We start from the raw sequence: 18,382 nt of genomic DNA, 5'->3' as shown, positions 1-18,382 counted from the left end.
CTTATTATAATGATTCTATAGTTTACCAACACAAGATAAGAATAGGCTAATCATATTCCTATATAAGGATATTTTATTTAATTATAGTTGGGTCTATATCATTTATAACCTCTATGAACGATGTTTAATAATTTATCAAAAAAAGATCCCTCGCTTTTCTTTTTACAGTAGCCAGTAAAGTCGCATTTATAAGGAAAATTACAATGGTCTCCCATTGAGGTGGCGGGCTCTAAGTTTGAGTTAAGAATAGCCTTAAATTCAACTAATTCATCTTTGATAGATTTGACTCTTTTCTCTAACGCAGCTTTAAGATCAACTACTTTATGGGTGCCGGCTTCATTGAACACTAAGTTAAAATTCTTAATCTTTTTAAGATTCTCCTTAAGCACATAGTACTGGATCGCCATATCCCAGTAATGTACTTCCTTAATTTCAGAGCTGTTCTTTATTTCATAAACAGAGTAGCTTCCGTCATCATTTCTCTGTAGAGCATCAACCAGAACCAAAACGCCTTCGAAAGTAAAACCGGCCTCAAAAACCAATTCTTTTTTCAGTTGCATAAGCTTTTTTGTAAAGTAGGGGTAATAGCTGAAAGCATGTCCTAATTTATCTTTAAGATTAACTCCTTCTCCAAGCTTGTTTCTAAATTCATCTTCAAAATGCCTTCCCTTCTTAAATAGTAATTTAGTTTCAGCACTTAATTGATCACGAACTTCCTTTCTATTTTTATTTAGAAATAGAGATTTATGGCATTGTTTCCCTCTTACATAAGTGCTTTTCGAAAGCTTGTAGTATGAATTTATAGATTCAAGCTCATCCTGAATTCCAGTATGGAAATTTATCAAAGCCATAGCATCACCATCATATTCAAAGGCTTTTGCTTTTACCTTCTTAAGGGTTTCAATGTAGCCTAGGAAATCATAAGCAGCTAACTGTTCTTCTGCCTTAGCATAGCCATCAAAATCCATATAGGCATAGTAGTCTCTCATTATCTTTTAATTAATAGTTTCTCTGTTACCGCCCACAAATCCCCGCGTACCCACAATACTCACAGCCTTTAGCATCCTCCCGCTGATCCAGCACACCATCTAAAGACAGTACTTCTTCTAATAAATTGCTGAGCTGTTGCCCCACTTCTTCAGATTGTACAGTATTTAGCGCAACTAGCTTTTCGTCACCAGCTTTTAAGATAGCATCAAAACCTTTGCTGTATAGCTCTTTGCTATTATACAGCGCAGGAACCACACTTTTACCATCAAGTGCTTCTTTGTTATGCTGGGTATAGAGCAGCGAGTAGATTAATACCTGCATGGCAGCTTTGTTTCTGTCTTTTGTTTCGCGGTCGAAAAGCTCAGGTATGGTTGTAAAGGCGCGGGTGTCTTTACCAGTCTTGTAATCCAATACTCTTATTTCTCCGTTTTTCTCGTCAATCCGGTCGACGTGGCCTTTTAGGCGCATGGTTTTGGTCCCATTGCCATAAGGAACCTGTATGGCCATATTAAACGTTTTTTCGAGCCCTACGATAGAGAAGGGAGCATAGGCTTTATCCACTTCCAAGACTTGGTTTACCATCTCAGCTACCATATGCAGGGGCATACTATTGCGGCCCAGGAAGGGTACGACACCAGACTTTTGCTGATAAGCCACTATAACCCTTTGCAGGAGTGGCAGCTCGGTGAGTTTCTGTTCTATACTCTCTTTGGTTACCTCGGCGCCTTCTCCATATTCTTCATAGAAGTTTTGAAGTACCTGGTGCATGAGCAGACCGAAGATTGAACTATCCACATCTTCCTGTACTTCATCAGGCTCTTTAATACCGACCAAGTAGCGGAAAGCGAATTGGGTACGGCAATGCAACCAAGTGTTCAGCGCACTAGGGGAGAGGGCCTTGGCAGGCTCTCCGTTATCGGTATACTTTAACAAAGCTGCTTGTAGCGTTTCTTTCTTTAAGTCAAGTGCAGCAGTTGTGCCCAGCCTGGCATTTAGGTGCTGCTGGTGCGGTTTCACATCAGGCCATAGCTCGTACAGGAGCTGCCTTACAAAGCGGCTGAGTTCGCCTTGTTTACCACCACTGCGGTAGTTACTGTAAAACAAGTGTACCTTTTTAGCACGTTGCAACAGCCTGTAAAAGTGATAGGCATAAACAGCATCATGCTCGTCGGTAGTAGGTAGCCCATATGCGCTGCGGATGAAGTATGGAATAAGGGACGGTTCATCAGAGGCAGCCGGCAATACTCCTTCGTTCAGGCTAAGGATGTACAGGTTGTCAAAATCGAGGCAGCGGGTTTCCAGCATACCCATTACCTGCAGGCCCTGCAAAGGCTCGCCTGTAAACGGAATGGTTAGCTGTTGCAGCAGGTGGCGAATCAGCTTATCCAGCAAATCGGTGCTCAGCTGAATGTCTGCCTCTTCTGCAGTTTTTAGCATATTCTCCAGTTGCGTGCGAGTACGGGAAATATACTCTTCTTCCAGCGTTTGCTGGCTTGTCTGCTGATCGCGGAGCTGCTTATTAACTAGCTCCATTACCTTCAATAAGTAGTTCCCTAAGCCTGCCCCTGAAGCGGCACACTGAAAGATGATGGCTAGGCCTTTGTCTTCCTGCAGCTCAGTTTCGCTAATGTGAATTTTACTGTGCCTCTCAATGTCCCGAAGTACTTTGTAAGTAAGTGTCGGATTGAGACCTCGTACATAAGGGTGTCGGAGCAGGCTGGTAACCGGCTTGTAATGAAACAGCATTGGGTCAGGTGTGCAGGTTTTCTGGAGCTCTAGCAAAGCATCTAATAAACTGTAAACAGGCGTTACCCGCAGGGGCACACCCATAGTTACATTTACTGTAGAATGCTCCAGTTCTGATGGTAACTGGTACAGAAAGGGGAACAACTGACTTTCATCTGGTAGTACAACCGCAGTACGCGTCAGCTCCTGATCAGTGGGCACACCATTTTCTGCTAACTGCTGCTGCAACTGTCGGCCTGCCTCGCGTGCCTGCACATGGTCCAGCGGCAGTTCTGTGAGCTGTATGGTTTCCTGTAACTTTTTAGCTAAAAGATCAGGGACTTGTGCAGGGAAAGTTGGCCCTAAGACATCGTCTTTCCGCCAGCGGCGCATGAATAGGCCTGCTTCCTGCTCTGGTTTAAGTATATGCGCATCCACATCCCAAAAAATTCGGGCAGTGCCTTTTTGTAGCAGTTGCTTGATAACAGTCTCTTCCACTTTGGTGAGATCATTAAACCCACAGAACAGAACGGTTTTACCTTCTGGTGCATCCAGGTATCGTTTTTCTTCTGCCACGCTTCTGGCAATGAGACCGCTATACCCAATGTTTTCCTGTATCAGTTTTTCTCTGAATGCTTTGTACAACTGAGGCAGAACCTCCCAGAAAGCCAGAAACCTTTCTTTATGTCCCGATAACGCTTTTTGTTCCCCGAAACTGCCGTAAAAGGCCTGAAGCGTGTCTTTTTGCTCTTCACTTAGCAGGTCATCGCTTTCCAGCGCTTTTATGTCTTTTAAGTGGTAAAACACTTTGTCAGCATCAGCGCAGGCTTGGTCTAGGTTGTTAAAATCTTTCAGGATGATTTCTGCCCAGGCATAAAACTGGTCAAAAGTCTCATCCCCTGGCATCAACTCTTTATAAATCGGGTATAGCTTAAAACAGAGCAGGAGGTTGTCAGCCCGCTTTAAATCAGAGAATTGTTCCAAGTATTCCCCCATGCTCAATACCTGCGGCGCCCAAGTTGGCGTTTGGCTCAAATCGGCCAGGTGCTTTAGTAGAAACTGACCTGCCCTGCGGTTTGGAAACACTACCTGTATTTGTTCAAAACGTCCCTGATAGTCTTTGAATAGGGTGTTGGCTATTGTTTGTAGAAAATCTATGTTCATAAGGTGAAGTCGTTAGGTGATAAAGAATGATAAAGAGAAAAAACAGGCTATGCAGGTATGGCTTCCCTTGCCACGCTTTCCACAGGATTTTCTTCTTCGATATAGAGTAGGTAGCCTTCGGTTTCACAGCCCATTTGCGCTAGCTGGCTCATGTAGCGCTTTAGCTGTGTATGGTGCGACTTGCTGCGGTTTCCAGTTTTATAGTCTATCACGATTGCTTGCTTCCCTTTCAGTAGCACCCTGTCTGGCCGGTGTATTTCGCCCTTCACTCCTAATATAGGCTGCTCGTTTAGCACCTGCCAATCAATACTAAACCAGGAAGTTACCTGAGGGTGCTGCAAGAGCGCTTCCATTTTTGCTTGCAGGATTTCCGCATCCTTTTGTGTGATCTCCGACTTCAACTGCATACTTTTCAGCACGGTCGGCAGGGAGTCCAGGTAGGTTACTTTAGCCAGTACATCATGTACCAGGGTTCCATAATCTATACTTTGCGCAATGTGCTCGTTCGCTTCAATGTAAACAGGCTTTGCGTGGCGGCGCAGACGCAGAATATGGTCCCAATGCTCTAGTGGCGTATGGTAAGGGGTTTCTGCCTGGGTGCCAGTTGTTGACTGTTTTGTGTGCTGCATAAGTTTGCCAAACACAGCCTGTGTATAGGGAAACTCCTTTTCTCCGATAGAGCAGCTCTTTTCTTCTACTGGTGCATGCATGGCAGCAAGGCACTCTTTCATCACCCAACCCACATGGCGACTTTCACTGTTGTCCTTGAGGTCCTGAGCGGTAATGAGTAAGACATCTTCTGCACGGGTTAGCGCTACATACAACAGGTTCAGGTTGTCAAGATAGGCTTGTAGCTTTTCCTGCAGATGCTCAAAACTAAAGTATGTGGAAGCCAGTTCGCTCTTATAAGTAATGGGTACCCCAGCGAGAGGCAAACCATTAAAAAGCTGGCTATGTATGGATGGAACGCCTTCAGGCTTACAGTCTGCCCAGATGATATTCGTCTTTCCCTGTGTATCAACATCAAGCTTCCAGTTACAATAAGGTATCATGACAACCGGGTATTGCAGCCCCTTGCTTTTGTGGACGGTTAAGATACGAATAGCGTTCGGTGCCTGATCCCGTTTCAAGCTTTGTCTGGCACCTTCGTCTTGCCACCAGTTCAGGAAGCCGCCAAGGTCACCATTTTCTTCATGGCTATACCGGTGCACTTCGTTCATAAAGGCCTCCAAATAATGCTCTTCGTCCCGCAGCCTGTCGAGCCCGAACAGGCGTGTCAGGCGGCTACACAGGTCATAAAGCGCCATACGGCTCAGGCTGATATGATTTTTTGTAAATTCACCGGGCAAGAGGTCTTCCAGCTCTTTGATATCTGCAGTAGCTACTCTTTGCAGTGTGGCAGTATCAGGGCCTGCCGTCTTTCTAATAGCGGCATATAGCTTTACTGAGGCTACAATGGCTGGTTTGTTTTTGATATTGTGCAGCAAATGCAGCAGGTTTACCAGCAGCTGTACCGATTGCGCTGCATTCAGTCGGAGTGCTTCCTCGCTCAAAACATCCAGCCCGTGTACTGATAGGTAAGCCGCTAATTCTCTTGCTTCACCGTTACTACGCACAAGGAGCGCTATATCTTGCAGGGTATATCCTGCGTTACAGGTTTTCTGAATGTTTTTCAGCAGTAATGCTTTCGCCTGATCTTTAAAGGAAAGTTCAAGGGAATCTCTGCCTCTGCTCTGGTCCAGCACCATTTGTACCTGCACAAAACCGCTCTTACAGTCAGGCGAAATTTTATCAGCTGGGAAAAGTTGCGCACTCTCTTCATAAACAGCTTCTATGTTATTCAGCAGGTCCTGAATAATGACTGACCGCTTCTCAGGAAACTGCTTGCCTCTTGCGGCTTCTTCAGCTTGTTCGGCCACTACTTCTGCAGCATGCTTAAACAGACAGTTGTTAAAGTTAATGACTTCTTCGCAGCTGCGCCAGTTATGCTGAAGTTGCTCCTGAAATGCACCTGGTAACTGTTTGCTAACATCCTGCAGCATGAGGCGCAGGTCGCCACCACGCCAGCGGTAAATGCTTTGTTTGGGGTCGCCAACTATCAGGTTCTTGTTGCCGGAAGCGATGCTGTTATCCAGCAAAGGGAGAAAGTTGTTCCAGTGCATGCGGCTTGTGTCCTGGAACTCATCAATCAAGAAGTGATTATACCGACTGCCTGTTTTTTCATACACAAAGGGCGCGTCATCTTCGCCAATAATCTTATTGAGCAGTTCGGCTACGTCTGAAATGAGCAATACATTGTTATCGGTCCGGTAATCTTTAAGCAATTTCAAGTACTCACCCAGCAGGGCACAGGTCGTGAAATGCTCGAGTACGGTACAGGCTGAGCTGTATTCTTCATTAGCGGTAGTAAACAGCATTACAGCTTGTTCCAAACATTCGTCCAGGCATTGTGCTGCCAGTCCATCGATTAGCGCTTTAATCGCTTTATCCTGTTTGTTAGAATACCAGTTCTGTTCTTTGGCTAACACATCCAATACCCGTTTACCGGGTGCATAATCATTTCCCGCAATTATCTTATTAAAGTAATTTGCTACACCAGCCTTGCCATAGCTAAAGTCAGTTATGGAAAGCCCGGCATTTTCAATCGCCTCCAGCGCATCTTCACCAATTCTTCTCATCTCACCCTCAAAATCCCACCTGATTTTGCAAAGGTTGTTTAAGAATGCCTGGGCAACTGTTGGGTCTTGATTGAGTGCCTTTAATCCCTCGCTCTGCTCTGTAAAACCTTCTTTGACAACTTCTCCTATCAGTTTGTGCAGGTTTTTACGGATATCCCAAGACTTACCCTGATTAAGTTGTTCACTGGAGAACCTGATGAGCCAGTCCTTCAGAAAGGTATCAGTAGCCGCCTTGTCCATAAGTTGATCAGTTAAATCCTCTAGGACCTTGGCTGTATTGAGCTCTATCTTATAACCAGCCGGCAACTCTGCTTCGCGTGCAAAAGAGCGAACCACTTTTTGAAAGAAGCTGTCGATGGTGCTCACACTGAAGTGGCTATAATTATGCAGTATGCTAACCAAGGCATTATCTGCTCTCTTTTGCAATTCCTCAGCTTCAATACCAATGGCTTCTAGTAGCGCCTTACCCATTCCCTTATCTGTTTCTCCGGAGGCAATTTTTTCCAGCTCCTTCAAAATACGGGCTTTCATTTCCTGAGTGGCCTTGTTTGTAAAGGTCACGGCCAGTATGCTCCGGAAATAAGCAGGATTATCCTGGCTCAGAAGCAGGTGAAGGTAATTCATGGTCAGGGCGTATGTTTTGCCACTGCCAGCCGAGGCACGGAGTATGGTTAAGCTCATGTAGAATATTTAAGAAATGGTTGAACAAGTATAAGCGCAGTAGCTTGTGCACCTAGCACACTATTTTCTATTTTATCGGACTAAGGTATGAAGTAGCTAGTAGTGTATTCGTTGTTTACAAGCTTGTAATTATCCATTGTCGAGAACTGTGCCTATTCATGGTGAGTACTTAAAAGGTGCTCTTAGTAGTAGATCAAATGTTTAAAAGGAACTGTTTTAAGGCTAATTGTTTATTTTTTATCAAAACTGTACCTGTCCGCTTATAAGGTGATGGAGTGTCAACTACTGAATAATGCTATCCAGTTTTGACAGGCAAGGGCGAAATGATACTCCAATGTTTTAGTAGCGTTCATGCAGGGCGCTATGGTCTTCAGGAAGTGGTATTACTTCATTATAAGCAGCCAAAGCCTCCTCAAACTCCTCCCGCATACTCTCCCTCAAGTGCCCAGGCTCCAGCACCTCCAACTCTGCCCCAAAGCTGAGTAGCTTCGCTTTCAACTCCACATTCACACCTACTTGTAGCGAAAAGGTATGGCTGGCGTCGTCGAGCAGTTGCTGCGATCTGTGCAGGGGTTTGGTTTCGATGTACTTGCGGCGGAAAGGGGAGATGCGGAAAACCACCTGCTCTATACCTGTCGCGGGCATGCTCACGCCAATGAGGTGCTTGAGCTGGTGCAGCAGCTCGTCTGAATCCACAGGTATAGGCAGTGTATTGTTAATTTGGACATCGTGCAGTCGGTCCAGAGCGAAGTTTTGCAGGTTGCTATACTTGTGGTTGTAGCCCACCAGAAACCAGCGTCCGTTAAATTCCTTTAGCAGCAGGGCAGTGGTTTCGTAGGTATTGGGCGCTTCGTGGCTGAAGGGCTGGTAGATAAGGGTCAGGCCCTGGCGCGATTTCACGTAGGGCAGCAGACGGCCCAGCCATTTCTCAGCAGCTGGGTACTCGGTTTTCTCAAACTCGATATAGGTATGCTGGGCATCCGGAGTGCCTACCGACAAACTCTGCTGCAGCTTGGCTTCAACCTGGCGCAAGGCTTCTAACTGCCCCAGTTCGCTGAATTGTTCCAGCACAGCTAGGGCGTTCTGTATGGCTTTGTAATCGTCGTCGGTCAGCGGACTGTTGCTAATCGTGAAGCTGGGGTCGCTATAATAATATATACCGTCTTCGCACACGATAGGCGCTATGTAGCCAAACTTGCCGCTGCGCATGTCTTTTATATCCTCTTGCACGCTGCGCTTGCTAATGCCTTTCTGCACCCCCTCGTACTCGTACAGCGCTTTAGAGCAAGCCTCAACTAGATCATCCAGGGTATAACGGCGGTATTTATTGCGCAGGCAGGCATCTAAGGCCTGCAGGCGAACCAGTTTGTTTTTGTTGGCCATAGCGTTCCGAATATATAGAGAAATTGCTATTGATACAACCTGTGTTAAAAATATGTTTGTTAGAACTTTATTCTTGCCAGTTATAAGCCCCGAGGCTTTATTTTGGGAGATTTTTAGGAGTGCAGAAAGGCTGCACTTTCGGTGAGTATGTTTGCTCCATATAAGTTAATTAAGGTCCTGTAAGAGAAGAACTATGCGATTTGAAGTAGACAAGTATGAGCCTCAAAGCCCCTATTATGTGGAGGTAGAAGACAGTACACCATTCCCTTACCCTTTTATGCAAGCTGCATACTCAGAGGGCTACATCGAAAGTGTCACGTACAAAACCACCATCTATAGAAGCGGCAAGCGAAAAGTAGTGCAGCACCATGAGCCACGCACTATACTTGGTAGTAGGTTGCAGAAAGACAATGAATGGATAGACAAACGCAGGCACTCTAACTATTCTGCTCAATACAAATTCAAGATATATGATGCCGATGTGAACATAATTGCTGAGTTATACCTAGATGAGTTGCAGCATAGTGGTGTCTATGATCTGGTACTAAAAGGGGGGAAGTGGCACATGGAGGGTGAGGGTACGTACGAGAAAAGCACATATGCAGGCTTTCTGATGCAAGAGGTTTCTGTGGAGGAAATAAAGCGGTTGAAGCAAGAATTAAAGACCCCCAAATAAAATATTTTCACAATTTTCTGTGGATGCAGAAAGACTGCACTGCCTATCCGTTCCTTTGTAACATCAATTCACCACACACCCAAGGAACATGGAAAAGCAGACAACTTACATCCCCACCGCGGCCGACTTTATGGACATGTGGCGCCACCTTAACTACTTGGCACATATGCATGGCATTGTGCAGAGTGCCCTGAGCCACCACGGCAACAAGGGCTCCGACTGGATGCACTACTATCTTTTCCGGAACAATTACGAAACCGTAGGGCAGTCGCTGCTGGAGTACTGCCTGCTTCAAATGCTCGATGTAGCAGCCACTGACCAGTTCTCCGACTTCGACCTGACCGGCTATGCCCTGGAGCCCTCCACCGACGAGCCCGAGGAAGACGGTACTGTGGTGCGGCAAGCGCTGATGGAGGAGGATATCTTCCACTTACAGAGTTTCTACAGCCTGCAAGAGGTTAAGACAAAACTGCCGCGCCTGATAAAAGCGCAGGGGAAGCTCAAGGTGCTTGTGCTGCCTGCCTACGACCTCGATAAAATGAGCAAATGCCTGCGCTACATCGAAGAAACCCTGTTTGCCCAAGAGGAGCTGCAAGGCGAGTACATCGTACTGCTCGGGCGCCTCACGCCGCACAACGAGGTGAGCTGGGGCTATCGCCTGTACGATAAGGAGGGGGCCTCGGACTTACTGATGATGCAAGAACTGGTGGAGGAAAACGACTAAACGCAAAACATGAACAACGATACAACGAAGATACCCCTGACTGAACTCGTACTGCTGCCAGCGGGCGGTAGAGCCGCGCTATACCGTGTGCAAGGCGATAACCTGACCTGGCTGGAAACACTGCCCATTGATTTCAAGCACCGCCATGCCCTAGGTGGCAACCGCTGGATTGTGGCGATTGTGAAGGATTCCCTAAAGTATGACACCCACTTGCTTGAGGAGAAAGAGGAGCACGCTCCCTACCTGTTTCGTGCCTTTGTGGAGCACGATGGTACCGTAAATGTTTTCCCAGACGTTCCGCTGCCCCAACTGGCGCTTAACCAGACCCTGGCACTGAAAGGTGAGGTGGTATATCTGGGCGGGCATAAGCGCAGCGCCAAAAAGGACAACCGCGTGATGGGCGAAATGGCTGGGTTCATGGATCTGCGCCTGGAGAACCCCACCTGGAATCCGCTCCCCCTGCCCGTGGAAATGCAGGTGGGCAAAAGCATAGACGATGTGCTGGTGTATAACGACAAGCTGGTGCTGGTGGATAACATCATGTACCCAAAGTACCTGTTCGAGTACGATGTGAGCAATCCGCTGAAGCCTGTGTCCACCAAGACGATCGAGCTGCCCAATAATGGCACCTACGAGCATATTCATCGTGGCAGCATCAACGGCAATTGGCTGGCGCTGCTGTCAAGTAGCGTGGGCCGAGGAGGGAGCCAAGCCTATGTGTCGGTGTTTAATTTGCCTACGTATGAGGTATGCCTGACGGCCAGCTTACAAACATTCCGTAGCCCTGAGCTTGGTAATTCTGAAGCATTTACAACTCTTAAAGAGGAATTAGAGAAGGCTCGTAGGCATGTTGAAATTCATGACTTTGCCGTGGCAGATAATTACCTGCTTGTCGCGCTGGGGCACCGTGGGCTGGCTGTGTTTTACTTGCCTGATTTTCTTGCACAGTACAGAGCTAGTTCCAGCAACCTAGAAGACCCGGATGACTTCTTCCGCCACTTCCGGACAGGCATCAGGTATAGACTCAGCCAAATAACCAAAGATCCTACGTGCCTGCGCACCGTGCCAGGTCTGTACAAAGTACATAAGCTGTTCCAGCTGCCTGACGGACGTGTGGTAGTAGACGGTGAGGGAGAGATCGGCTTTGAGCATACCCGCCGCATTATTGACGTAACAAAAAACGACCTGCATGCATAATCTAGCATTACTGAAGAATAACTTGGACTTACTGCTAGCTCATACCGATGCGGTGCTGGCGCATTCACCTTATTACCACAGTCGCATTTTCTGTTTTCGGCAAGAAGGCAGCGCAGACTTTGTGCCGTCATTTCCGCTCGGTCCATACCTGGAGTTTTGGCGCGAAGTACCCCTGAACAACGCCGCCAAGCTATACCTAACTTACGAGCTGCTGCGCTTCATCCGCATGCAGGATCTTGGCATACGGGATTTATTTGAGGAAGCGCCGAAAACGTGGTTGGAGGAGTTGCTGGAAGAAACGGGCTTTATGGACCGCGACCCGATGCCAGGCATCAGCCGTAGCCAGCTGGCTGATATTCTGCGCCGCTACATGCGGCAGTTTAAAGATGTGGAGCAACTGCCTGTCGGGGCTCCGCTATGGCTGGTGGTGCAGGAGCTCCAGCAGAGCCAAGTCCCGGGCACTCGCAAAAGCAACTACTACGGCATGCTGCGCTCGGAGCTGCGCGACGCCACGCAGGACCTGACAGGTATACCTGCCCTGTACTGTGTGCCTGAGCCAAGTGCAGGTATAGGGCATGCGGCGTATGAGTCAGGGGAGGAGCCACAGCAGGCACCTGTTACGTTTAGGGTGGAGCCGCAGCACAATGGCACCATACAATTGGTGGTGGAGCTGGCCGTGTCGGTAAAGCACCTGTATTATCCGCCCCGGTCGAAATACAAAGGCGCGGCCGCCGCACTGAACGATAAGCTGATCGGCTGTCTGAAAGCCATGGAGCCTCTGCTGGAGAAAGCGGGTTTTACGAAGCTCAAAAGCTATACCTCGGTGAGCGGAAAGGGGCTGGAGGGATTGTTTACCCACGAAATTACTGACCCCGAAGCCCAGCTGGGGCCATCTGGCTTGGCTGATTTTGCCCTGTTGCTGCGCCAGCTCTATGAGATTATAGCGGCTAACGAGCTTTCGGGGAGAGGAAAATAAAAACTAAGCTAAAACCAATATGAAAATCAGAATTAAGATAACGAAGCCAAAGCGCTAGGGTATAGCGCAAGAAGTATTATCAGTTCAACTCAAAAGGATAAAATTATGTGGATTGCATCAAAGTACGGTTTCTTCTCTATTGTAAAAAAAGAAGACGGCCACCATGTGCGGGCGCGTGTAAAGCGCGACCTGGAAACACTAATTGCGGAGACAGGAATAGAAGAGCCGCTGCAGCAATGGCCCGCAGCCGACTACAGGTATAGGGTAGTGGTAAGCGCGCAGGCTATACCCGCTTTATTTGAAAAACTAGGCGAGTCTATCGATTACAGCAATTTTAAAAGCAAGATTGCAGCTACGCCCACGCAGCGTGACAAGGAGCACGCCTATTATGAAATATGGCGTGTAATGTACGGGTTGCAGGAAGATGACGAGGCGTATAGCTAAACTTAGGAGTTATACCTACTGTATAATCCACATGAGGGTGCGCTTTCCTGCCTGTTGCAGCTTCTGGTCTACAATACGCATGGTAGCATTCGACACGACGGGGCAGCCCCAGCCTTCAGGTGTGCCGTTGGGATGTACTTCTTCATCGCTCACCCGCTCCCACGAATGAAAAATGATATCGCGCTTTGTAAAGTTGTTGTTGGTCTGGTCTTGTCCATGCATGAGATATTTTACCTTAATGCCCCACTGGCTGGGGCCGTGCTCGCCTAAGATGTACTTACCAACCGACGAGCAATGGCTGTTGTTCACGTTGCTAAACATGGCCTGCTCTTTTGAGTAGTCGCCGGACCAGGGGTTGTCGCAAGAACCGTGGCTTACCAAAAAACTATCGGTGATGCCGCCCTGGTTGAAGTCCCAGATAAAAAAGCGCTTCAGCCCGGAGTGCATGCTCAGGTCAATAATGATACAGAAATCGGTATTGAGATTGCGGGAGGCTCAGAAGGTAATGGCCGCCTGCGCCGTTCTCGCGATTTTGATATAGTCCAATTGAGGTGTTACATCTTCTGCTTCTTCTTCAGTTGATAATCTGCCGCAGCTGATAATAAATGCTATAAGCAATAATGCTTAGTGATGGAAGGGGGAGATATAAGGTAAAAATGTAGGATTCATATACGATGCAGATTTTATCAACTTCATCGATTCTGTTACGCTCACGAACTACATTACATAGAAGTCTCATCACAAAAAGGGAATTGCATGTGTACCTAAAAATACATAAACAATCCTTTACTTAAATATAACTACAAGTCCCGCTTGGTAATCTTTTACAATTACCTATATTAGCTAAAGAATATATTCTGGAGGTTATAACACAAAGCGTGAAGGTTGATAGTCACCTTTAAGATTAAATTTGTAACGCTTTACTTGCCAATGAGATATTCATGCTCAAGTTGAAGGAAGTTCTTCAAAATGAATCCATCTTGTGAAAAGTGGCTAGATACTCTAATTGAATTCTATCCCGATCCAACTATTAATTAATTTGTAAAACCTTTGGATATAAATACAATATCTCGTCACAATTACTTAATAAGTAAAAACAAGTTTTCCAAAAGTTGTTCAAAGAGCTGCATCTGTTTAAGGTGACAGGAACTGAAAGAGATCTTATGTACTAGATTTACCGAAGACAAGAAAATATATTCAAAGTGATATTTAATTGGGCAATGGGTAGATAGTCAGTTTTAATAATTACTTAGATTAAAATAAATACAATGTTAGATAAAAGCGAAGAGCAATATATTGTTAATTACAAAAGATTCAAGAAACTATTGGAATATTTTGTTGCGCATTTAGAGTGGGTACATAGTGAAGATGTTAATAATAAGAGGGTAGAGGAGTATATAAAACCTTTATTAGATGAAAATATTTTCAAAAGTACGGGCCAAGGATACAAGGGTGCAAATATCCAAAATCAAATAAAGGATTGGGATACATACCCGAATGGTAAAATATATATAAATATACAGCCGAATTTTGGCAGTTATGTTTCTACAAAATGTTACTTAAACTGGGAAGGAACCGGGATAAATGTAATTGCTAAATGGAATAGTAGCAAGACAAGTATTGAAAGTCTTTCACAAGAAGAATATCAATATTGGTTAGACGATCCCCAAAGGAAGGATTTAGATGCTGAAAGAAGCATAGATTCACTTGGCCTATTTGATAGTAAAGAAAATGTTACGGAAGCTCTTAAAGGCTTCTTTGACAACTTCAATAAAAGGATGACTAATTACATCAATAGACAAAAGAAAAATATGGATAAGAAAAGAATAGAATCATATATCTCTCTTCTACAAAAGAACAAAAACCTAATTTTAACAGGGGCACCTGGAACAGGGAAAACATTTTTAGCAAAGGAAATTGCAAAAGCAATGGATGCTGAAATCGAATTTGTTCAATTCCATCCCTCATATGATTATACAGATTTTGTTGAAGGGCTTCGGCCTTTTAAAAGAGATGGATCTGATCTGGGTTTTGAATTAAAAGATGGAGTGTTTAAAAGCTTTTGTAAAAAAGCAGCAAAGAATCTTGAAGACAGTAATAAACCACTAGAAGAACTTCAAAAGCAAAAATCGTTATCTGATAATTTAGCTCTTTTTATTGAAAATCTTGAAAATGAAATAGCTATAAATGGGCATTTTAAATTATATGGAATCGGAGGTAAAGAATGTGCCCAAATGATAGAAATTAGTGCTAATAGTTTTACTACAAGATCTGTTAGTGGTAATAACTTAGTGACCCCATTAAGTAATATATTGTTGAAATATGAGAGATACATGCAACATAATGATATAATTTGGACCTACAAAGAAGTTTCTGAGAAGCTATTGGTGTCATATCATCACACCTACTTTTTTGCTTTTCTTAAAGCATTTGATAGCTTCCTTAAAGAAAATCATACTGTTGCATCAGATGTAGAAATGGTAGAAAGAAAGAACTATGTTATAATCATTGATGAAATTAATCGTGCTGAAATTTCTAAGGTATTTGGCGAATTGTTTTTCTCTTTAGACCCGGGTTATCGAGGCATCAAGGGAAGAGTTAAAACTCAATATTCAAACCTTCAAGATGATGGAGATATTTTCAAAGATGGATTCTATATACCTGAAAATGTTTACGTCATAGGTACAATGAATGACATAGACCGCAGCGTTGAGTCTTTTGATTTTGCTATGCGTAGACGTTTTGCGTGGAAAGAAATAAAAGCAACAGATAGAATCTCAATGTGGAATGATAGAATTGGTGATTGGAAAGATGAATCATTGAAAAGAATGTCATCAATAAACTCTAAAATAGAATCGATTCAAGGTTTAGGTTCCGCATTTCATATAGGTCCAGCCTACTTTCTACACCTTAGTAATTACCAAGGGGACTTTGGGCAGCTTTGGGAAAATCACTTAGAAGGAATCTTGTTCGAGTATTTAAGAGGGTTACCTGATAATGAAATACGGCTGAAAGAATTAAAGTCTGCCTACAATACTACAGTTGAGCCCGTTGAGTATGTTGAGAACGACTGATAACAACTGCGGAATTGAAGTTGGAACAAATTTACTACCCGATCTTAAACTAATTGCAAATAAAAAAATTAGCAGTTTGATTTCGGATGATAATCCTAACCTACTTGTTTTCCCAAATGATTTAAGCCAATACGGTGATAAAATTGGTAAAGAGTTAATTTTTTCACTACATGAGACTACATTAACCACAGGTAATATAATGGGGTTTGTCGGAGTCAATAGTAGTGAAATTACAATACACTCAAGATTTGCAAAAAAAGATAACGACTACTTTTTGCACTACATGCTTCAAAAGGTTTTTTCTATAAATCTTTTTGACTTGAAACATGGAATGAACCAAGAGTCAGTATTTGATTTTTTAATATACCTTTTTCCATTTTATTTGAAGAAAGCCTTAAGACAAGGCTTATACAAAGAGTATCATAAGCAGAATTATAATGACTCAAATGTTCGAGGCACAGTAGATATAAATAGACATCTCAGAAAAAATATTCCCTTTTCAGGGAAAGTAGCTTATCGTGTAAGAGAACATAGCTATGATAATAAGATTACTCAATTGATAAGGCATACAGTTGAGTTTATAAAGCAACATAAATACGCACAAGGCATATTAAATCTTGATTCTAAAACACAAAGTTGTGTGAATCAGATTTTACAAAACACGCCTAATTATGAATACAAGCAAAGAGTAGCTATAATTAACAAGAACCTGAGGCCTTATTCTCATCCGTACTTTTTTGAATATAAAGCATTGATTAAGATTTGCATGCAGATCTTGAGATATGAAGGATTAAAGTATGGAAAAGAAAAGGATAAAGTATATGGGTTATTGTTTGATGGAGCTTGGTTATGGGAGGAGTACCTCAATACTTTCTTAAAAAGTTGTGGATTTGAACATCCTCAAAATAAAAACTCAAAAGGAGCAATCTATCTTTTTAAAAGTTCATTAGGACCACGTTATCCTGACTTTTGGAAAGAAAACTTTATTCTTGATGCAAAATATAAAAGATTGGCAGGTAAAAATGCTGATAGTATTGACAGAGATGATATGAATCAAATAATTTCATATATGTATGTCAAAAAAGCTCAAATTGGTGGGTTTATTTGTCCTTCAGATAATGATGAGCCTAAAGCAGAAATTACTAAAATCGGTCAACTAAATGGATTTGAAGGCGAAGTGAATATTTGTACTCTTTCTATTCCCCAGCAAACAGATGATTTTATTGATTTTTGTTTTAAAATGAAAGAAAATGAAGAGTTTATGACAAGTCTTATTAAATCATGTCAAAAAGAAAGACTTGCGATAGTAGACGGTATTTGTCTGAATTAAATATAGACAGTTTGATTTTTAAACTGTCTCGATTTTAGGGGCACTTACACAGTAATTATACTGTTTGTTAATTTATTGAAAGGAGTATTTCGATGGTGCTGTCTTACACGATTAAAAGTAGTCCCCACCATCCTAACCGAATCTGAAGTGAGTCTGCATCGGTTCTGAAACCTAGCAGTATAGGAGAGGTTGATCTTAGTCTATGTACTGCAAAGCAGTATCTATAACAACCTGCTGCGGAATCCTCTCTTGTTCCAATCTCAAGTTCTCAGCTGACAGTAACTCCAAAACATCCCTTTCCTCTGCCGTCAAGTGAGGCAAGCTTAGACAGTTAGAGGCAGTGCCTTTTACTATATATTCTTTATAATCCTGTAAGACTTTACTATCCATTAGCATGGACTTGGTTTGCGGAAAACAGGAGCGGAGCTGCGAGAGCATCTGGAATCCCTGCACATCCAGGTCACTCCAATAGCAGATGTTTTTGGAAGATAGCCACGCTGCCTCTTTTAAGCTCTCCACGGCAAACCCCTTCCCCCAGATCACGATAGAGGCTAGGACTTGGGGAAAGGTCAGAAAGTTCATCAGGTTCTCAACCACAAAGACATACTCACACGGAAGGGCGAGTGCGGCAAAGGTGTCTCTGGGAAGCGAGACATCATCCAACTGACCGGCCAGGAACAGCTGTTCATCCAGGATGCGAAACCGGATGCAGGGCTGCTCGAACTTAAGCCTGAACCGTTTCTCAAATTCTGTCGCTGCGGGATCTACGATATGGGGGACAAGCTCGTCCAACAGCTTGCGCAGTAACCCTTTATGCTCTTCAATGAACTTGGTGTGAACCGGAATCGGAAGCTCCCGGATGTAATAGCGATCCGGTGCATGCCCCTGCAAAAACCAGTCGCATACAGCAAGCAGGTCATGCCATTTACCATGATGATCCAGCACATGTTGCACATGCTGCACGACCCACGCCTTTAGGGATGGAATCCTGTGAAGGATAAGGCTTACATCCTCCAGGAAAGCGAGGTATTGTCGTTGTTTTCCTGTGAGCCGGAGATAGTCTTCGAGCGTATCAAAGACAATGGAGGCTGGTCTGTCCTGTACCCCATGCAGGCGGGTTTTGACTTGTTCGTAACAGATGGAATAGCCATATCCCTTTCTGTCTTTCGATTCAGCGATCAAGGGTGCCAGCTGGCGGGACATGGCGCTAAAATCACTCGACAACTTTTTATTTGCCCGGATCTCTTTCGGAAAAAGAGGGGCTCCCAATACAGCACACCGGAGAACCTCCGGGTACAGCTTGTCTGCTTTGCGTTTGATTTCTTCTACCGTTATCATAT

At 44.2% G+C, this 18,382-nt stretch carries 13 protein-coding genes; 7 read left to right on the top strand and 6 right to left on the bottom strand.

Going from position 1 to position 18,382, the window contains the following annotated elements; translation table 11 throughout:
* Window positions 1-98: 98 nt before the first annotated feature.
* The 4 genes from K3G39_RS06890 to K3G39_RS06875 form a co-directional block, all read right to left on the bottom strand.
* A complete protein-coding gene (locus K3G39_RS06890) occupies window positions 99-989 on the bottom strand; it encodes a Dna2/Cas4 domain-containing protein (RefSeq protein ID WP_220625445.1) in 891 nt (296 codons plus the stop codon).
* Window positions 990-1,014: 25 nt separating this feature from the next.
* Entirely contained in the window at window positions 1,015-3,879 is a 2,865-nt protein-coding gene (locus K3G39_RS06885; RefSeq protein ID WP_220625444.1) for a PD-(D/E)XK nuclease family protein, read from the bottom strand.
* 47 nt (window positions 3,880-3,926) lie between these two features.
* Window positions 3,927-7,238, bottom strand: coding sequence for a UvrD-helicase domain-containing protein (locus K3G39_RS06880; RefSeq protein WP_220625443.1), 3,312 nt, complete (start codon window positions 7,236-7,238; stop codon window positions 3,927-3,929).
* Between the two features lie 339 nt (window positions 7,239-7,577).
* Window positions 7,578-8,621, bottom strand: coding sequence for a YafY family protein (locus tag K3G39_RS06875; RefSeq protein ID WP_220625442.1), 1,044 nt, complete (start codon window positions 8,619-8,621; stop codon window positions 7,578-7,580).
* Window positions 8,622-8,814: 193 nt separating this feature from the next.
* Here K3G39_RS06875 and K3G39_RS06870 point away from each other — a divergent pair, with 193 nt between their 5' ends.
* From K3G39_RS06870 to K3G39_RS06850, 5 genes are all read left to right on the top strand, one after another.
* Window positions 8,815-9,297: a hypothetical protein gene (locus K3G39_RS06870; protein ID WP_220625441.1), complete on the top strand. Its 483-nt coding sequence runs from the start codon at window positions 8,815-8,817 to the stop codon at window positions 9,295-9,297.
* A gap of 88 nt (window positions 9,298-9,385) precedes the next feature.
* A complete protein-coding gene (locus tag K3G39_RS06865; protein ID WP_220625440.1) occupies window positions 9,386-10,021 on the top strand; it encodes a hypothetical protein in 636 nt (211 codons plus the stop codon).
* A gap of 9 nt (window positions 10,022-10,030) precedes the next feature.
* Entirely contained in the window at window positions 10,031-11,218 is a 1,188-nt protein-coding gene (locus tag K3G39_RS06860; protein ID WP_220625439.1) for a hypothetical protein, read from the top strand.
* A 22-nt stretch (window positions 11,219-11,240) separates the two neighbouring features.
* Complete coding sequence (locus K3G39_RS06855) at window positions 11,241-12,194, top strand: hypothetical protein (protein ID WP_220625438.1); 954 nt, start codon at window positions 11,241-11,243, stop codon at window positions 12,192-12,194.
* A gap of 105 nt (window positions 12,195-12,299) precedes the next feature.
* The gene (locus K3G39_RS06850; RefSeq protein ID WP_220625437.1) at window positions 12,300-12,638 is read left to right on the top strand and encodes a hypothetical protein; all 339 of its coding nucleotides are present in this window, start codon (window positions 12,300-12,302) and stop codon (window positions 12,636-12,638) included.
* Window positions 12,639-12,653: 15 nt separating this feature from the next.
* Here K3G39_RS06850 and K3G39_RS06845 read toward each other — a convergent pair whose 3' ends face one another.
* Window positions 12,654-13,100, bottom strand: a complete 447-nt coding sequence (locus K3G39_RS06845) for a murein L,D-transpeptidase catalytic domain-containing protein (protein ID WP_370627210.1) — start codon at window positions 13,098-13,100, stop codon at window positions 12,654-12,656.
* An 806-nt stretch (window positions 13,101-13,906) separates the two neighbouring features.
* Here K3G39_RS06845 and K3G39_RS06840 point away from each other — a divergent pair.
* Window positions 13,907-15,712: an McrB family protein gene (locus K3G39_RS06840; protein WP_220625435.1), complete on the top strand. Its 1,806-nt coding sequence runs from the start codon at window positions 13,907-13,909 to the stop codon at window positions 15,710-15,712.
* On the top strand, window positions 15,696-17,042 hold the full coding sequence (locus K3G39_RS06835; protein WP_220625434.1) for an McrC family protein: 1,347 nt from the start codon (window positions 15,696-15,698) through the stop codon (window positions 17,040-17,042). Before K3G39_RS06840 ends, K3G39_RS06835 begins: the two co-directional genes overlap by 17 nt.
* Window positions 17,043-17,237: 195 nt before the next feature.
* On the opposite strand, the gene K3G39_RS06830 is transcribed toward K3G39_RS06835, so the two are convergent.
* Window positions 17,238-18,380, bottom strand: a complete 1,143-nt coding sequence (locus K3G39_RS06830) for a Wadjet anti-phage system protein JetD domain-containing protein (protein ID WP_220625433.1) — start codon at window positions 18,378-18,380, stop codon at window positions 17,238-17,240.
* Between the last annotated feature and the right edge of the window lie 2 nt (window positions 18,381-18,382).

It is taken from the genome of Pontibacter sp. HSC-14F20, assembly GCF_019599265.1.
Classification (GTDB): Bacteria; Bacteroidota; Bacteroidia; order Cytophagales; family Hymenobacteraceae; genus Pontibacter.
Note: the sequence above shows the minus strand (reverse complement) of the source record. Positions and strands in the feature narration are given on the sequence as shown.